We start from the raw sequence: 14,163 nt of genomic DNA, 5'->3' as shown, positions 1-14,163 counted from the left end.
ACCTCTGCCCTTTATATCGGACGCGTTTTTGATTTGTTTAGCGCCCGGAACAAGCAAACGGCAGAAACTTCTTCATAGCCAGCTTTCTTGAGCGTGAACGCCGCCTGATGGAGCGTCGTCCCCGTCGTGTAGACGTCGTCGACGAGAACGATTTTCTCACACCGGGACGCCTTATGTATAGCGAACGGGTTTGGACGGTGTCGCCTTTGTTCTTTCCCAAGTTCACGCTGACTTGAAACCTCCTTCTTTTCCAGAAGCGATGCCGTCGGTCCGATAGCGCGGGCGAGCAGCTCGGCCTGGTTGAACCGGCGCGTCTTCAACCGTTCCGCTCCGAGCGGAATCGGCACGTAGATCATCCCCGGTTCGCGGCACGTTCGGAGGAGCGATCGCACATGTTCGACGAGCGCCGTGTCTCCGCCGAATTTGTACCGATGCAACCAGTTCGCCCCCGCTTCGTCGTAGGCGTACAGCGAACGGACGGTCAAGTCGAACCCAAGACCGAGCCAACGGACGCAATCGGCGCACGTCCGTCCGTCTTCGGTCGGATGGCCGCAGCGCGGACAACCGGGTGCGAGCGGCGTCAGCAACGACTCACAATCGGAACAGACCCAGTCGCGCCGGAGCAACGTCCCCGGCGTCCACGGCACCGTCATCGGTTTTCGACAGACGAGACAGTTCATCGGCGGTTCGCCTGTTTGATCGCTTCGATGGCCCGGTCTTGCCGGAACGTCCGCTCGTTGTAAAAGAAGACGACGTCCCCGGTCGGCGCGTCCGGTTTCCGCCCGGCCCGGCCCGCCATTTGGATGAGTCCGCGTGACGTGAAGAGCACGTGTTCACTCTCAATCACGGCGACGTCGACCCCGCGCACCGTCATGCCCCGCTCCCAAATCGATGTCGCGAGCACGACCCCGTTCTCAGAGGCGAGCCACTCGAGCACATCCGTCCGCTTATCCGTGTCGGCCGAGACGGCCTGATAGCTGAATCCGTTCGCTTCGAGCACTTCGCCGTACCGGACGAGGTCGGCCTTCGTCGGGACGAACAAGAGCCGCGGCGTCTCGCGTCGGCAAAACGCGACGATCGCCTCGTCCGTCTGTTTGACGAGCGTCGGCACAGGTAAGTCGTGCCCGTGATAGCGGCGTGACAAGTGGACGGTCGGGAACTGACGCTGCCAGACGGTTGGGGTCGCCGTCACGAATAAGAAGACCCCTTTCCCCGCGCGTCGGATCGTCCACCAGAGCGATAAGTCAAAGGCGAACGGGAACGCGTCCGATTCATCGACGAGCACGTAGTCGAAGACATATTTCAGATTCAACAGAAGAGGTGCCGTCGCGACGGTGATCATGCCGATCGTGTCTTTCTCCCCGCCGCCGTAGCGCCGCGTGACCGGGACAGAGAAGGCTCGCTCCAAACGCTCGGCCCATTCGATGGCGACGTCGCGCCGCGGCGAGACGATGAGCACGCGTTTCCCAACGTTTACGACACGTTCGATGACCGGGAACGCCATCTCCGTCTTGCCGGAGCCGCAGACGGCGTGGACGAGCCCGGACGACTTGTCGCCCCACCATTTGAGGAGCTGTTCGTTCACATGACGTTGGCCGTCGCTCAATTCGAACGGCATGACGAGCTCGGTCGGCTCGATCGGCGTCGTGACGTCGAGTTCTCGTAAAAAGTCGCAGCGGCAGACGCGCCCGAGGTGGAGACAGTTACGGCAATAGCGGCAATTGCCGTGGTGACACGTGAACGAGCGGATGTCCATGCTCAAGCAGCGTTGGCAGACTCCGAAGCGGATCGCCGGTGTCCCGGTCGTATCGATAACGAGTTGTCCCATGAAATCAGTCCTTTTTCTCTGACGCTACCAGGCCGCCTGCTCCCGTGACATGTTCGTTATCGCAAGCAAGTCGCCCCGTTTCGTTCTTAAGGCGGATGTGTTCATGCACGGAATCGATTACGATGATGGAAGAAACAGACTATTTTAGTGAGGAAGTGGTATGCATGCGTCGTTTTCTCGGAACGCTGATCGGAGCGGGGCTCATCCTATACGGTGTCGGCACGCTCCTGTCACACACATTGTTCGGTGATCCGCGGGACGAACGGCGGGCGATCGCGGCGGCGGAACAATACGTCGCTTCGACGTATCCACATATCGAGTTGTCACCACTTGGCGCCGGTCTACAAATTTGGGGCAGCGACACATACGTCGTGACCCTCGTGTCGCAGGCGAGCGAGGACACACAGTTTGACGTAGTTGTAATCCCGGACGTGAACAATCGTCTAGGGCTACGATCAGTTTACTCGTTTTGATAAATCGAGTCGTGCCCCTCCCCCGTCCCATCTTTTAATTAAATGAAAAAAGGCGACCGGCCCGATTCAAATCGGACCGATCACCCCTTCGATTCACTTCTTGTAGAACATGATTGCCTCGTACGCCCGGAGCGACAACGTCGTCCCGTCGAGTTGTGGCACGTCGTAGTTGTGGCTGACGACGTCGGCCCGCGTGAAGCCTTCCGGAATCTCATACGTCGTCTCAGGGCCGTAGAAGTTGGCGACGACGAGCACTTCTTCCTCATCCGTCTTCCGCGTGTACGCCCAAACGTCGAGCGCGTCCGGCGTCAAGAGCGTATAGTCCCCGTCCGTCAACACGTCGAGTTCTTTTCGGAGTGAGATCAAGTTCTTGTAGTGATAGAACACCGAGTTCGGGTCGTCGAGTGCCGTCTCGACGTTGACGTCGGTATAGTTCGGCGCCACGTTGATCCACGGTGTCCCGCTCGTGAATCCGGCGTGCGGCGTCGCGTCCCACTGCATCGGCGTCCGCGAGTTGTCGCGCGACTTCTGCTTGATGGCGGCCATCATGTCCTCGTGCGACACGCCCTGCTCACGCTTCAACTTGTAGATGTTGAGCGTCTCGATGTCGCGATACTCGTCGAGCGAGTCGAAGCCCGGGTTCGTCATGCCGATCTCCTCGCCTTGATAGATGTACGGCGTACCTTGCAGGCCGTGGAGCACCGTCGCGAGCATCTTCGCACTCTCGACGCGATGGTCGGTGTCATTGCCGAAGCGGCTGACGACGCGCGGCTGGTCGTGGTTGCACCAGAAGATGGCGTTCCAGCCCTTGCCGTGCATCCCTTCCTGCCACGTCGACATGATGTCTTTCAACTGGACGAAGTCGAACGGGGCGGCGATGAACTTCTCGCCGTTCGGATAATCGACTTTCAAGTGGTGGAAGCTGAACGTCATGCTGAGCTCTTTCTCGTCCGGGTTCGAATAGCGGACGCAGTGGTCGAGCGTCGTCGACGACATCTCGCCGACCGTGATGACGTCGTGCCCTTCGAACACTTCCTCGTTCATCTCTTTCAAAAATTCGTGGATGCGCGGGCCGTCCGTATAGAACTTGCGTCCGTCCGAGTCGTCTTCCGGGAAGTCTTGCTGTTTCGAGATCAAGTTGATGACGTCGAGACGGAACCCTTTGATGCCTTTCTCGCGCCAAAAGCGCATCATCTCATAGACGTCCTCGCGCATCTGTTCGTTCTCCCAGTTGAGGTCGGCTTGCGTCTCGTCGAACAAGTGGAGGAAATACTGGCCGCTCTTCTCGTCGTACTTCCAGGCGTTGCCGCCGAACTTCGACTCCCAGTTCGTCGGCTCGTCGCGCCAGATGTAGTAGTCGCGGTAGCGCTCGTCCCCGGCGAGTGACTTTTGGAACCACTCGTGCTCGGTCGAGGAGTGGTTGACGACGATGTCCATCATGAGCCCGATGCCGCGCGCCTCGGCCTCGCGGATGAGCTCATCGAGGTCGTCCATCGTCCCGTACGATGGGTCGATGGCGTAATAATCGCTCACGTCATAACCGTTGTCGTTTTGCGGCGACTTGTACACCGGCGTCATCCAAATGTACTCGATGCCGAGATCGGCCAAGTAGTCGAGCTTCGCGGTCACCCCTTTGATGGATCCGGTGGCGTTGCCTTCCGGGCTGTAGAAACTTTTCGGGTAGATTTGATAGACGACGGATTTGCGCCAGTTTTGTTGTGTCATGTGTGTAATCTCCTTTTTGTAAGAGTTTTCATTCCAATGGAAAAGAGGGACGAACTGCCGTCCCTCCCTCCCGAGTCATCATGCTACTTTATTCTGTTCGATCTCACCTTTCTTCATGTAACGTTTCGACAAGACGAGCGTCAAGACGAACGGGACGACGATCGCGATGATCATCCCGACGATGAAGAGAAGGATCTTGTCCGTGAAGATCGAGAGGAAACCAGGGAGTCCCCCGACACCGATTCCGATCGCTTGGACGTTATTGAGCGTGATAAAGATGGCGGCTGTCGCCGATCCGATCATCGCCGAGTAGAACGGGAACTTGTTCGGCAAGTTGACCCCGAACATGGCCGGCTCGGTGATCCCGAAGTAAGCGGAGATCGCCGACGTCGACGCCATGCTCTTTTGTTTCGCGTTGTGCTTGTAAACGACGAACATCGCGAGTGCGGCCGAACCTTGGGCGATGTTCGACAAAGCGATCATCGGCCAGATGAACGTACCACCCGTCTCAGCGACGAGCTGCAAGTCGATGGCGATGAACAAGTGGTGCATCCCCGTGACGACGAGCGGTGCATAGAACAATCCGAAGAGGAGCGCCCCGACGACCGGAATCGCCTCGAACACGTTGACGAGGCTCATCGCGATGATGTTACCGAGACCACGCGTGACCGGACCAACAATCGCGAGCGCGAGGAAACCGGTGACGACGATGGCCGTGATCGGCACGACGAGAAGCTGGATCGCGTTCGGCACATGTTTCTTCAAGAAGATCTCAATATGGCTCAAGATGAAGGCCGCAGCCAAAATCGGCAAGATTTGACCTTGATAGCCGACTTTCTCAATCTCGAACAAGCCGAGGATGTCGAACGTCGGAACGTCGCCTTCAAGCGCCGCTTGACCGTAACCCCAGGCGTTCAAGAGATCCGGGTGGACGAGCAAGAGACCCATGACGATCCCGAGTACTTCGCTGCCGCCGAACCGTTTCGTCGCCGACCAACCGACGAGTGCCGGCAGGAAGACGAACGCCGTGTTCGCCATCATGTTAATGAGGTCCCACAGCCCTTGCAAGTTCGGGTACGCCTCGATGAGCGTCGCATTGTCGACGAACAAGCCTTCCGACGCGAGCAAGTTGTTGATCCCCATCAATAGACCGGCGACGATGATGGCCGGAATGATTGGCATGAAGACGTCCGAGAATACTTTGACGAGTTTTTGAAGCGGGTTCATCTTCTTGCCGCCGGCCGATTTGACCTCGGCGACCGTCGCCGCCTCAAGTCCGGCGAGCTTGATGAACTCGGCGTAGACGCGTTCGACGTCCCCCGCCCCGATGACGACTTGGTACACACCCGAGTTCTCGAATGCTCCTTTGACGAGGTCGGCTTCTTTCACTTTCGCCTCGTCGACTTTCGACTGGTCTTTCAGTGAGAGACGGAGCCGCGTGACACAGTGCGCCGCCTTGTCGACGTTATCCTTGCCCCCGATGGCTTCGAGGATATCCGCCGCGATTTGACGATAATCTGCCTTCATAATGTAGGCCTCCTTTGTTTGAAAGCGTTTGTTGAGAACGGTTACATATGATTACAAACAAAGTTTAACTTATATAGACGAGTTGTGTCAACAACTTATCTATATAAGTTATCGTGACAAACGTGTGACAGTCGTTCACTCATTTTGTTCCCTCTCGTGTCGATTCGAAACGACAAAAAAAAGACCCTTTCCGAAGAAAGAGCCTTAGCGGCGGGCCACGTCACTGAACTGGAACTTGTCGAGCCGGTGACGGGACTCCGTATATTCGAACTGTCGCCCCTCGTACAGGAACGTGTCGTTCGTGATGACGATGACGTAGTCGTAGTCGTGCAGATCGAGCCGGATCCGGTCGAGCGCCGTCACGTCCTCGGCGGCGATCTTTCGTTTGGCGTAACTGATCTGAAGGCCGAGCTCACGCTCGACGTACTCATAGATCGACCGCTCGGCGATCTCTCTCGTCAGGCCGGGAACGAGGTCTTTGACGAAGTAGTTCACGTCCAAGATGACGTTCTCGCCATCGAAATTTCGCACCCGCTCGATCCGGTACATCCTCGTCTCCGGCTCGAGGTTCATCCGTTCGGCGAGCCAAGGCGGTGCCTCGATCTCCTCGAACGACGCGACCGTCGTCTGGATGGAACGGCCGAGCATGCTCGCGTACACTTCCGAGAAGCTGACGATCCCGTTGAACTGAAACTCGATCTGGTCGCGCCGCAAGACGAAGACGCCTTTGCCGTGATGCTTCCGGACGTAGCCGTGCTCTTGCAAGAAATCGAGCGCCTTGCGGACCGTGCCGCGGCTCGCGTCGTACGTGTGCATGAGTTCGGTCTCCGACGGCAACTTCGACTCCGCGGCGAGGACACCGTTTCGCATCTGTTCAACGAGCTGTTCGTAAATTTGTCGATATTTGGCCACGTGCCCTCTCTCCTTTCATCGAAAAAGACGACCGTTCGGCCGTCTTTTTGTCACCAGTTGCGGCGATACCACGTGATGCCGATCGCACCCGGTCCAAGATGTGTCCCGATGACCGGTCCGAAATGGCTCCCCGCGATGTGCGCTTTCGGGAACTTCGCTTTCATCGAGGCAATCTCTTCGGCTTGACGCTCCGGGCAGTTGGCATGGATGATGCCGATGCAGTACCCTTCTCCGTCTCCTTTGATCGTCTCTTCCATCATCTCTTCGATGCGACGGACCGCTTTCTTGTATGTCCGGATCTTCTCGAACGGTACGATGAGTCGGTCCTGGAAATGGAGCACTGGCTTGATTTGAAGGAACGAGCCGACGAGCGCCTGGGCCGCGCTCAATCGCCCGCCGCGCTGCAAGTGGTCGAGGTCGTCGACGACGAAATAGGCACGGATTGAGGCGCGCACGTTCTCTAAGTGCGCCATGATCTCTTGCGCCGAGGCACCGGCGTCACGAAGCTTGACCGCTTCTTCGACGAGGAACGCTTGCGGCATGCAAGAGATTTCCGAATCGAACGCATGGACATTGACGTCGACCATGTCGTTCAAGGCGATCATCGACTGGTACGTCCCGCTGATCCCGCTCGAGAGCGTGATGGCGATGACGTCGGTCACTTCATTCGGGAGCTGTTCGATCAATTCGACCGTCTCCCCGATGCTCGGCTGTGACGTCGTCGGCAAGTTCCCTGCCTCGATACGGCTATAGAACGCCTCAGTCGAGATGTCGACGGCTTCGCGGAACGACTCTCCGTCAAAAATCACGCTGAGCGGCGCGACGTGCACCTCGCGCGCTTCACAAAAATCGGCCGGCAAATAGGCGGTACTGTCGGTCAAAATAGCTATGTTTCCCATTCTATATCCTCACTTTACATCGTTTCATTTTTCCAATTATGTTAGGATTCCATTCCATATTGTAACACAAAAACGAGGTAAAGCATCGGTCTCGGTCAAATCTCGACCCATCCGCGGCGAATCGCGTCGACGACGGCTTGTGTCCGGTCGTTCACGTCCATTTTACGAAGGACGGACGAGACGTGGTTTTTGACCGTCTTCTCGCTGATGAACAACATGTCGCTAATGTCGCGGTTCGAACGGCCATCGGCGAGCAAGTGGAGCACTTCGACTTCACGGCGTGACAACAACTGATAGACGGGATCGTCCGTGCGATTCTCGACGTTGCGGCCGGCATGTTCATCTTTGATTTGCAGAAGGCGGCGATATTCTTTCAGTACGTTCGTCGTCACTTTCGGGTGCAAATACGCCCCGTCCTTGGCGACCGAACGGACGGCCGAGATGAGCTCGGTCGAGGCGACTTCTTTGAGCAAGAAGCCAGATGCCCCCGCTTCGAGCGCATGCGTGATGTATGACTCATCGTCATGGATCGACAAGATGAGGACGCGCGTGTCCGGCGAGAGGAGGGACAACTGTTTCGTCGCCTCGATTCCGTTCAAGTCCGGCATGTTGATGTCGAGAATCATGATTTCCGGGTTGTGCTCGTTTGCGATACGGATCGCGTCGAGCCCGGTGCGTCCTTCGGCAACGACGTAAAATTCGTCCTCTAAATCAAAAATCCGTTTCAAGCCTTCGCGAAACAGCTCGTGGTCATCGACGATCGCGATGCGTGTCTGTGTCAGTTCCATTGTATGATTCCCCCTTGGTTCTTTCCGTTACGTGATCGGAATCGACATGCGGACGACCGTCCCTTTGCCGACTTCCGAATCGATGGTGATGCTGCCATTTACGAGCTCGATCCGTTCGCGCATCCCTACGATGCCGAACGATTCCTCCCCGATCGTGCTCGGGACGAAGCCGACGCCGTGATCGCGCACGTGGATGTGAATCGCGTCGTGCGCTTGTTCGACGTTGACGATAATTTCTGATGTCTTCGAATGCTTGATCGCGTTTTGGACGGCCTCTTGGACGAGGCGGAACACGTTGATCTCAAGCTTCTCCGGGAGACGCGCCCGGTTGCCTCGATAGTTGAGCCGTGTCTTGATCGTCGTGTATTCCTCCGTCTGATGAAGGTAACGCTCGAGCGTCGGCAAGAAGCCGAGGTCATCGAGCGACATCGGACGGAGGTCATAGATGAGCCGCCGCACGTCGACGAGGGCGCCTCTTATGAGTCGCTTCAACTCATGCAGTTCGGCGAACGCCTCGTCCTTGCCGCGTTTGTCGAACGTCTTCTCGATCAAGTCGGCCCGAATCAATATATGAGCAAGCGATTGCGCCGGTCCGTCGTGCATCTCACGGGCGAGGTGGCGCCGCTCGCGCTCCGCCGCCTCGAAGACGCTGATCGCCATCTCTTGTTTTTTCATCATGTCCGAATACTCTTGTTGCAAGTCGTCACGTAAGAAGTTCAAGACGACGGACACCCGGCTGACGAGCTTTTCGGCCCGTTCGATCGTGTCCTCGAGGACGAGCAATCTGCGCTCGAGGTCGTTTCGGCGCTGCTGGGCGTTCATCTCTTCTTTTTGGACGAGGAAACGCTCGAGCTGCATCTGGTTCGCCCGCTCATAGGCGTCCCGGATCTCTTGTTCGCTATGTATATGAAACTTCTTGCTCACTTGGACGAGCTTGTTCTTCGCCGCTTTCACGAGCAAATCGAGCCGGTCCGATTCCGCAATATAAAATTCAATCTTTTCCGTCAAATCTTTCAACTCGTTTTGAATCAACGAATACTCGTTGGCCGAACTCTCGGTTATCCGGACGATCTCCTCTTTACTTTCCGTCACCGTATCAATCATATTTGTTATGATATGTTCTAAAGCTGTACGATCGGTAATATGATTCACGATGCCATCCCCTAATACGTCGGTAGTTAGTCCTCGTTTCTATTATCGTCTCAAAAAGCGAATGTTACAGTGTCACATAGAGGTCTCCTTAGCCAAATTCGCCAAACGAGGCGGAATCGCCTACTTGAATTCTAAAAAAAATATTCAAAAATAGAAAGGAGAATTTTCAGAAATGTCTGCTGAACCAAATTATACTATAAAACAAGATGGAGAATACGAGGTCGTCATTCAAAAGTCAAAATTCATCGCCCACTTCAAACGGGTCGAGACCGAAGAAGAGGCGCAAGCGTTCATCCAGACGATCAAGAAGGCGCATTGGAACGCCAACCATAACTGTTCGGCCTACATCATCGGAGAACGGAACGAGCACCAGAAGGCGAACGATGACGGCGAACCGAGCGGCACGGCCGGGATGCCGATGCTTGAAGTGCTGCGCAAACGACAGTTGAAAGACACGGTCGTCGTCATCACCCGTTATTTCGGCGGCATCAAACTCGGCGGCGGCGGACTCATCCGGGCCTACGGCGGTACGGTGAGCGAAGGGCTCGATGCGGTCGGTATCGTCGAGCGTGTCCCGATGCAACGGCTGACGCTGTCCGTCGATTACGGCTGGATCGGGAAAGTCGAAAACGAACTGCGCCAATCAGACTATCTCCTCGATGACATCGTCTATGCCGAGGATGTCACGTTCCACGTCTCCGTCCCGGTCGAAGCGACCGAGACCGCCCTCGCCTGGCTCGTCGACTTGACGAACGGACAAGGGGGACTCGAGACCCAGGACGTCCGTATCATCGAACGTGATTTTGTGCGGTAGGTCACGTATACTAAAAGAAACGACTGAAATGAGGAGAAGACATGGAACAACCCCCTCGTAAGAAACGTCCCCCATGGAAAGCCATCATCATCGCCCTCGGCATCGTCCTCGCCCTCGGCGGTGCGGCGTTCGGGTACTTCGTCTTCAAGGCGAACGAGACGGCCGAGAACGCGAACGATGAGCTCAACCGTGGCGACAAATCGGACCGTCGTGACGACACGGTCGACTTGACGAAAGATCACTTCTCCGTCCTCTTGGCCGGCGTCGATGGCGGTGCCTCGCTCGAGGAAGGACGGACCGACTCCCTCATGGTGGCGACGTTCAACAAGGAATCTCGCCAAGTCACACTCGTCAGCATCCCGCGTGACGCGTACGTCGACATCGTCACGACGGACGGCGAGTTCAAGGACAAGATCAACCATGCCTACTCGTACGGCGGCATCGACACGACGATCGCCACGGTCGAGAACTTGTTCGACATCCCGATCGACTACTATGCGACCATCAACTTTGATGGGATCGAAGACCTCGTCGATGCGGTCGGCGGCGTCGAGGTCGACGTGTTGATCCCGATCTCGGGCCGAGCGACCGGAAACGTCGAGCTCGAACCGGGCGTCCAGACGCTGAACGGCAAAGAGGCGCTCGCCTACGCCCGGATGCGCAAAGACGACCCCGAGGGTGACGTCGGTCGTGCGACACGCCAGCAGCAAGTGCTCGAGGCGATCATCAACGAGGCGACGACGATCAACTCGTTCACGAAACTGAACCGGATCATGAACGCCGTCGGCAACAACATCCGGACGAACATGTCGCTCGCAGAGGCGTCACAGCTCCAGCCGTACATGAAGTCGCTCCGCTCGTTCAACCAAGAGACGCTCGCAGGTGACGACTTGACGATCGGCGGCGTCTACTACTACGAGATCGACGAGGCGGACCTCGCCGACAAACAAGCGCTCCTCAAGACCGAACTCGGACTGCCGGTCACGGCCGGCACCGATTCTGACACGGAAGAAGAGTCGGACGACGACGGACTCAGTGAAACGACGACGTATTAAAAAACGACCGTAGACATCATGTCTACGGTCGTCAGATTGTTGACTAACAGAATGTTTTCGCTCATCCTCTTGGCGCCTCCGCTTTCCTAGGGGCGAGCAGGGAGCCGCATCGCGACGTTGTCGCTGCTGGGTCTCCCTCCGCTCGCTGATCCCTCAGGAGTCTCCGGCGCCGTCGGATGAGCGACGCGAGAGGCCGCCCTTGGGTGGCCTCTCGTCTTTTTCTGAGGCCTTGACGGCCGATAGAAAAAGCCCCCGATGCGGGCTAAAACCTCGAAAAGCGGGAACTGGTATGTATGGATCGTCACCGCCTCCGAACAGGAAGGGGAATCATCATGTACCGAGCCCATATCGCCAAACGCCATGAACCAATCCGCACCGACGCCTCGCTGGACCAACTGGTCCCGAAAGACCACCTCGTCCGCAAACTCGACCGCCACATCGACTTCTCCATCGTCCACCGGCTATGCGCGCCGCTGTATTCAAACACCGGACAGCCCGGCATCGACCCCGAGATCCTCATCAAGATCATCCTGCTCGGCCCGCTGTTCAACATCCGTTCCGTGCGACAGACCATCAAGGAAATCGAGACGAACCTCGCGTACCGTTGGTTCCTCGGGCTCGGGATGGACGAGAAAATTCCCGACCATTCGACGATCAGCCAGGCCTATCGACGCCGGTTCGCCGGCACGGACGTCTTTCGACAAATCTTCGAGGACATCGTGGGCCAGGCCGAAGCCCACGGCTTCATTTCAGGGCGCATCCTGATCACCGACTCGACCCACATCCGAGCCAACGCGAACAAGAAGAAATTCGACAAGGTCGAGGTCGAGCAGGTCGTCGGCGATGTCGAGGTCGAGCTTCTCGGCCGGGTGAACGAGGAACGGGCCAAACGAGGAAAAAAGCACTGAAGCCCGCGCGACAGAAGAAGAAGCGTCGACTCATCAAGGTGAGCCGGACCGACCCTGAGGCGGGCTATATGTACCGTGACCAGAAGCCGGAAGGCTTTTTCTGGCTGGTGCACCGGACGGTCGACGCCAAGCACAACCTCATCGTCGATGTGCACGTCACGCCCGGGAACGTGTCGGACAGCACCGTCTATCTGGACCGTCTCGACTATATCCTCAACCGTTTCGCCTATCCGCTCGAGGCGGTCGCGCTCGATGCCGGGTACTACACGACCGAGATCGCGAAGGCGCTCGTAGAGCGCGGCGTTTTCGGCGTCATCGCCTGGCGGCGGTTCGGTGGGAAGAAGGGGATGTTTCGAAAGACGCGGTTCACCTGCCTGCCGGACGTGGACGCCTATCTGTGTCCGGCGAAACAGCACCTCACCTATAAGACGACCGACCGTCACGGCTATCACCAGTACGCGTCCAATCCTGCCGTCTGTCAGAACTGCCAGCTCCTCGAGAAGTGCACGTCAAGCCGATCGAATCGGCGCGTCATCAACCGCCACATCGATGAGTCCTACCGCGAAACGGTGAGCGAGAACCGTCTGTCCGCATCGGGCAAGCACCTCTACCGTCTCCGGCCACAGACGGTGGAGCGCTCGTTCGCCGACGGGAAGGAGCTCCACGGTCTCCGCTTCACGTTCTACCGGGGGAAAGAGGCGGTGGACCGCGCCAACCTGGTGGCAGCGACCGCACAAAACATGAAGAAGCTGGCCAACCTGTTGGCCGAAAACGACCGTCTACATAGCATTTTTTCAATTTTATGTCGGGCAGAGCGCCTCGAGCTCGTTGAACACAAAAAAAGACGAACCCATTCGCCAGAAGCGAATGGGTTCGTCAACAGCCTGGACCGTAGACATCATGTCTACGGTCGTTTTAGTGTCAATCCGACGCGTTCGTCCGGCCGAGCAGGCGCCGGGTCGTCTGGATGATCGGTTTATAGTTCGGATGGATCAACTCCGTCGACTCGACGATCAGTTCGATGACGATCAAGACGATGACGAACGTGATGACCGCCCCGAGCATCGTCGTCTTTGCGAACAGGATCGAGGCGATGCCGAAGAAGAACGTCATCCCATACATGAGAAGGACCGCTTGCCGCGTCGTGAACCCCATGTCGATCAATTGGTGGTGCATGTGCGACTTGTCGGGCGACATCGGCGGCCGACCTTGGACGAGCCGGCGGACGATTGCGAAGATCGTGTCCGAGATCGGCAGGCCGAGCAACAATACCGGTACGACGAGCGAGAACAACGTCACGTTCTTGAACCCGATGAGCGAGAACACGGCGAGCATATAGCCGAGGAAGAGCGCCCCGGTGTCCCCCATGAAAATCTTCGCCGGATAGAAGTTATGGACGAGGAAGCCGAGCGTGCTCGCGAGGAGCAGCAGGGCCATCATCGTCAAATAGACGTTCCCTTGGATGATCGCGAGGAGCGCGATCGTCCCGAGGGCGATGCTCGACACCCCGGCGGCGAGCCCGTCGAGCCCGTCGATCAAGTTGATCGCGTTCGTGATGCCGATCAGCCAAAGCACGGTCACGGGAATGCTCCATGAGCCGAGATACAGCTGCTGGTCGAACGGCAAGTTGATCATCTCGATGCGCATGCCGGAATGAAGCACGACGACGGTCGCGATCATCTGGCCCATCAGTTTGACGCGGGCCGACAGCTGGAACCGGTCATCGATAAGACCGGTCAGGATGATGACGACGGCACCGATCAAGATGGCGTCATTGTATCGGCTCGCTGGCAATAGGAGCGCATAGCCGATCAAAAACGCGATGAAGATGGCGAGGCCGCCGATTCGCGGCATCGGCCGCATATGAACTTTTCGGGCGTTCGGGTGATCGACCGCTCCAATCAAATACGCAAACCGGCGCACGAGCGGTGTGATCAAGATGGCCATCACAAAACTGACCAACATGGCAATCCATAGCATGGGCCCACAGTTCCTCTCTCAATAAAAATAGACTCTGGCGAATTATAGCATATTTCCCGTCACCGAAATCGTATCAGAAATATTACAGGCAAGAAAGCCCGA

Annotated in this window: 12 protein-coding genes and 1 pseudogene; 4 read left to right on the top strand and 9 right to left on the bottom strand. The window is 57.2% G+C overall.

The window, feature by feature from the left end; all coding sequences use genetic code 11:
* Window positions 1–11 precede the first annotated feature (11 nt).
* Together P398_RS16370 and P398_RS0106705 are read right to left on the bottom strand one after the other, a co-directional pair.
* Complete coding sequence (locus P398_RS16370; protein WP_051638883.1) at window positions 12–680, bottom strand: ComF family protein; 669 nt, start codon at window positions 678–680, stop codon at window positions 12–14.
* Window positions 677–1,828, bottom strand: a complete 1,152-nt coding sequence (locus P398_RS0106705) for a helicase-related protein (protein WP_029334542.1) — start codon at window positions 1,826–1,828, stop codon at window positions 677–679. Before P398_RS0106705 ends, P398_RS16370 begins: the two co-directional genes overlap by 4 nt.
* Window positions 1,829–1,950: 122 nt before the next feature.
* Between P398_RS0106705 and P398_RS0106700 the strand changes: the two genes are divergently transcribed.
* A complete protein-coding gene (locus tag P398_RS0106700; protein ID WP_152548627.1) occupies window positions 1,951–2,301 on the top strand; it encodes a hypothetical protein in 351 nt (116 codons plus the stop codon).
* Window positions 2,302–2,394: 93 nt separating this feature from the next.
* On the opposite strand, the gene treC is transcribed toward P398_RS0106700, so the two are convergent.
* The 6 genes from treC to P398_RS0106670 form a co-directional block, all read right to left on the bottom strand.
* Window positions 2,395–4,026, bottom strand: coding sequence for an alpha,alpha-phosphotrehalase (gene treC, locus P398_RS0106695; protein ID WP_029334540.1), 1,632 nt, complete (start codon window positions 4,024–4,026; stop codon window positions 2,395–2,397).
* Between the two features lie 78 nt (window positions 4,027–4,104).
* Window positions 4,105–5,553, bottom strand: a complete 1,449-nt coding sequence (gene treP, locus P398_RS0106690; protein WP_024370498.1) for a PTS system trehalose-specific EIIBC component — start codon at window positions 5,551–5,553, stop codon at window positions 4,105–4,107.
* Between the two features lie 204 nt (window positions 5,554–5,757).
* Window positions 5,758–6,423, bottom strand: coding sequence for a trehalose operon repressor (gene treR / locus P398_RS0106685; protein WP_051638948.1), 666 nt, complete (start codon window positions 6,421–6,423; stop codon window positions 5,758–5,760).
* Window positions 6,424–6,515: 92 nt separating this feature from the next.
* A complete protein-coding gene (locus P398_RS0106680) occupies window positions 6,516–7,364 on the bottom strand; it encodes a DegV family protein (protein ID WP_024370500.1) in 849 nt (282 codons plus the stop codon).
* A gap of 95 nt (window positions 7,365–7,459) precedes the next feature.
* Window positions 7,460–8,152 (bottom strand): response regulator transcription factor, encoded by a 693-nt coding sequence (locus P398_RS0106675; protein ID WP_024370501.1) that lies wholly within the window; start codon window positions 8,150–8,152, stop codon window positions 7,460–7,462.
* A gap of 27 nt (window positions 8,153–8,179) precedes the next feature.
* A complete protein-coding gene (locus P398_RS0106670) occupies window positions 8,180–9,304 on the bottom strand; it encodes a sensor histidine kinase (protein ID WP_197053159.1) in 1,125 nt (374 codons plus the stop codon).
* Between the two features lie 172 nt (window positions 9,305–9,476).
* Between P398_RS0106670 and P398_RS0106665 the strand changes: the two genes are divergently transcribed.
* The 3 genes and pseudogenes from P398_RS0106665 to P398_RS16570 all read left to right on the top strand — a co-directional run.
* A complete protein-coding gene (locus tag P398_RS0106665; protein ID WP_024370503.1) occupies window positions 9,477–10,118 on the top strand; it encodes a YigZ family protein in 642 nt (213 codons plus the stop codon).
* Window positions 10,119–10,159: 41 nt separating this feature from the next.
* A complete protein-coding gene (locus tag P398_RS0106660) occupies window positions 10,160–11,173 on the top strand; it encodes an LCP family protein (protein WP_029334537.1) in 1,014 nt (337 codons plus the stop codon).
* Between the two features lie 332 nt (window positions 11,174–11,505).
* Window positions 11,506–12,845: pseudogene (locus tag P398_RS16570) on the top strand (IS1182 family transposase); the annotation flags it as partial.
* A gap of 157 nt (window positions 12,846–13,002) precedes the next feature.
* On the opposite strand, the gene P398_RS0106645 reads toward P398_RS16570, so the two are convergent.
* Window positions 13,003–14,061: a glycosyltransferase family 4 protein gene (locus P398_RS0106645; protein WP_024370505.1), complete on the bottom strand. Its 1,059-nt coding sequence runs from the start codon at window positions 14,059–14,061 to the stop codon at window positions 13,003–13,005.
* Between the last annotated feature and the right edge of the window lie 102 nt (window positions 14,062–14,163).

Origin of the sequence: Exiguobacterium aurantiacum DSM 6208, from assembly GCF_000702585.1 — a bacterium.
Lineage (GTDB): Bacteria > Bacillota > Bacilli > Exiguobacteriales > Exiguobacteriaceae > Exiguobacterium > Exiguobacterium aurantiacum.
This window is presented reverse-complemented; position numbering and strand designations above follow the sequence as displayed.

What these genes read in the sequence shown, in the direction of transcription:
- P398_RS0106705 (WP_029334542.1), bottom strand. Translation starts at nt 1,828, where the DNA reads ATGGGACAACTCGTTATCGATACGACCGGGACACCGGCGATCCGCTTC.
- treR (WP_051638948.1), bottom strand. Translation starts at nt 6,423, where the DNA reads ATGCGAAACGGTGTCCTCGCCGCGGAGTCGAAGTTGCCGTCGGAGACC.
- P398_RS16370 (WP_051638883.1), bottom strand. Translation starts at nt 680, where the DNA reads ATGAACTGTCTCGTCTGTCGAAAACCGATGACGGTGCCGTGGACGCCG.
- treP (WP_024370498.1), bottom strand. Translation starts at nt 5,553, where the DNA reads ATGAAGGCAGATTATCGTCAAATCGCGGCGGATATCCTCGAAGCCATC.
- P398_RS0106675 (WP_024370501.1), bottom strand. Translation starts at nt 8,152, where the DNA reads ATGGAACTGACACAGACACGCATCGCGATCGTCGATGACCACGAGCTG.
- P398_RS0106700 (WP_152548627.1), top strand. Translation starts at nt 1,951, where the DNA reads ATGATGGAAGAAACAGACTATTTTAGTGAGGAAGTGGTATGCATGCGT.
- P398_RS0106680 (WP_024370500.1), bottom strand. Translation starts at nt 7,364, where the DNA reads ATGGGAAACATAGCTATTTTGACCGACAGTACCGCCTATTTGCCGGCC.
- treC (WP_029334540.1), bottom strand. Translation starts at nt 4,026, where the DNA reads ATGACACAACAAAACTGGCGCAAATCCGTCGTCTATCAAATCTACCCG.
- P398_RS0106665 (WP_024370503.1), top strand. Translation starts at nt 9,477, where the DNA reads ATGTCTGCTGAACCAAATTATACTATAAAACAAGATGGAGAATACGAG.
- P398_RS0106660 (WP_029334537.1), top strand. Translation starts at nt 10,160, where the DNA reads ATGGAACAACCCCCTCGTAAGAAACGTCCCCCATGGAAAGCCATCATC.
- P398_RS0106645 (WP_024370505.1), bottom strand. Translation starts at nt 14,061, where the DNA reads ATGCTATGGATTGCCATGTTGGTCAGTTTTGTGATGGCCATCTTGATC.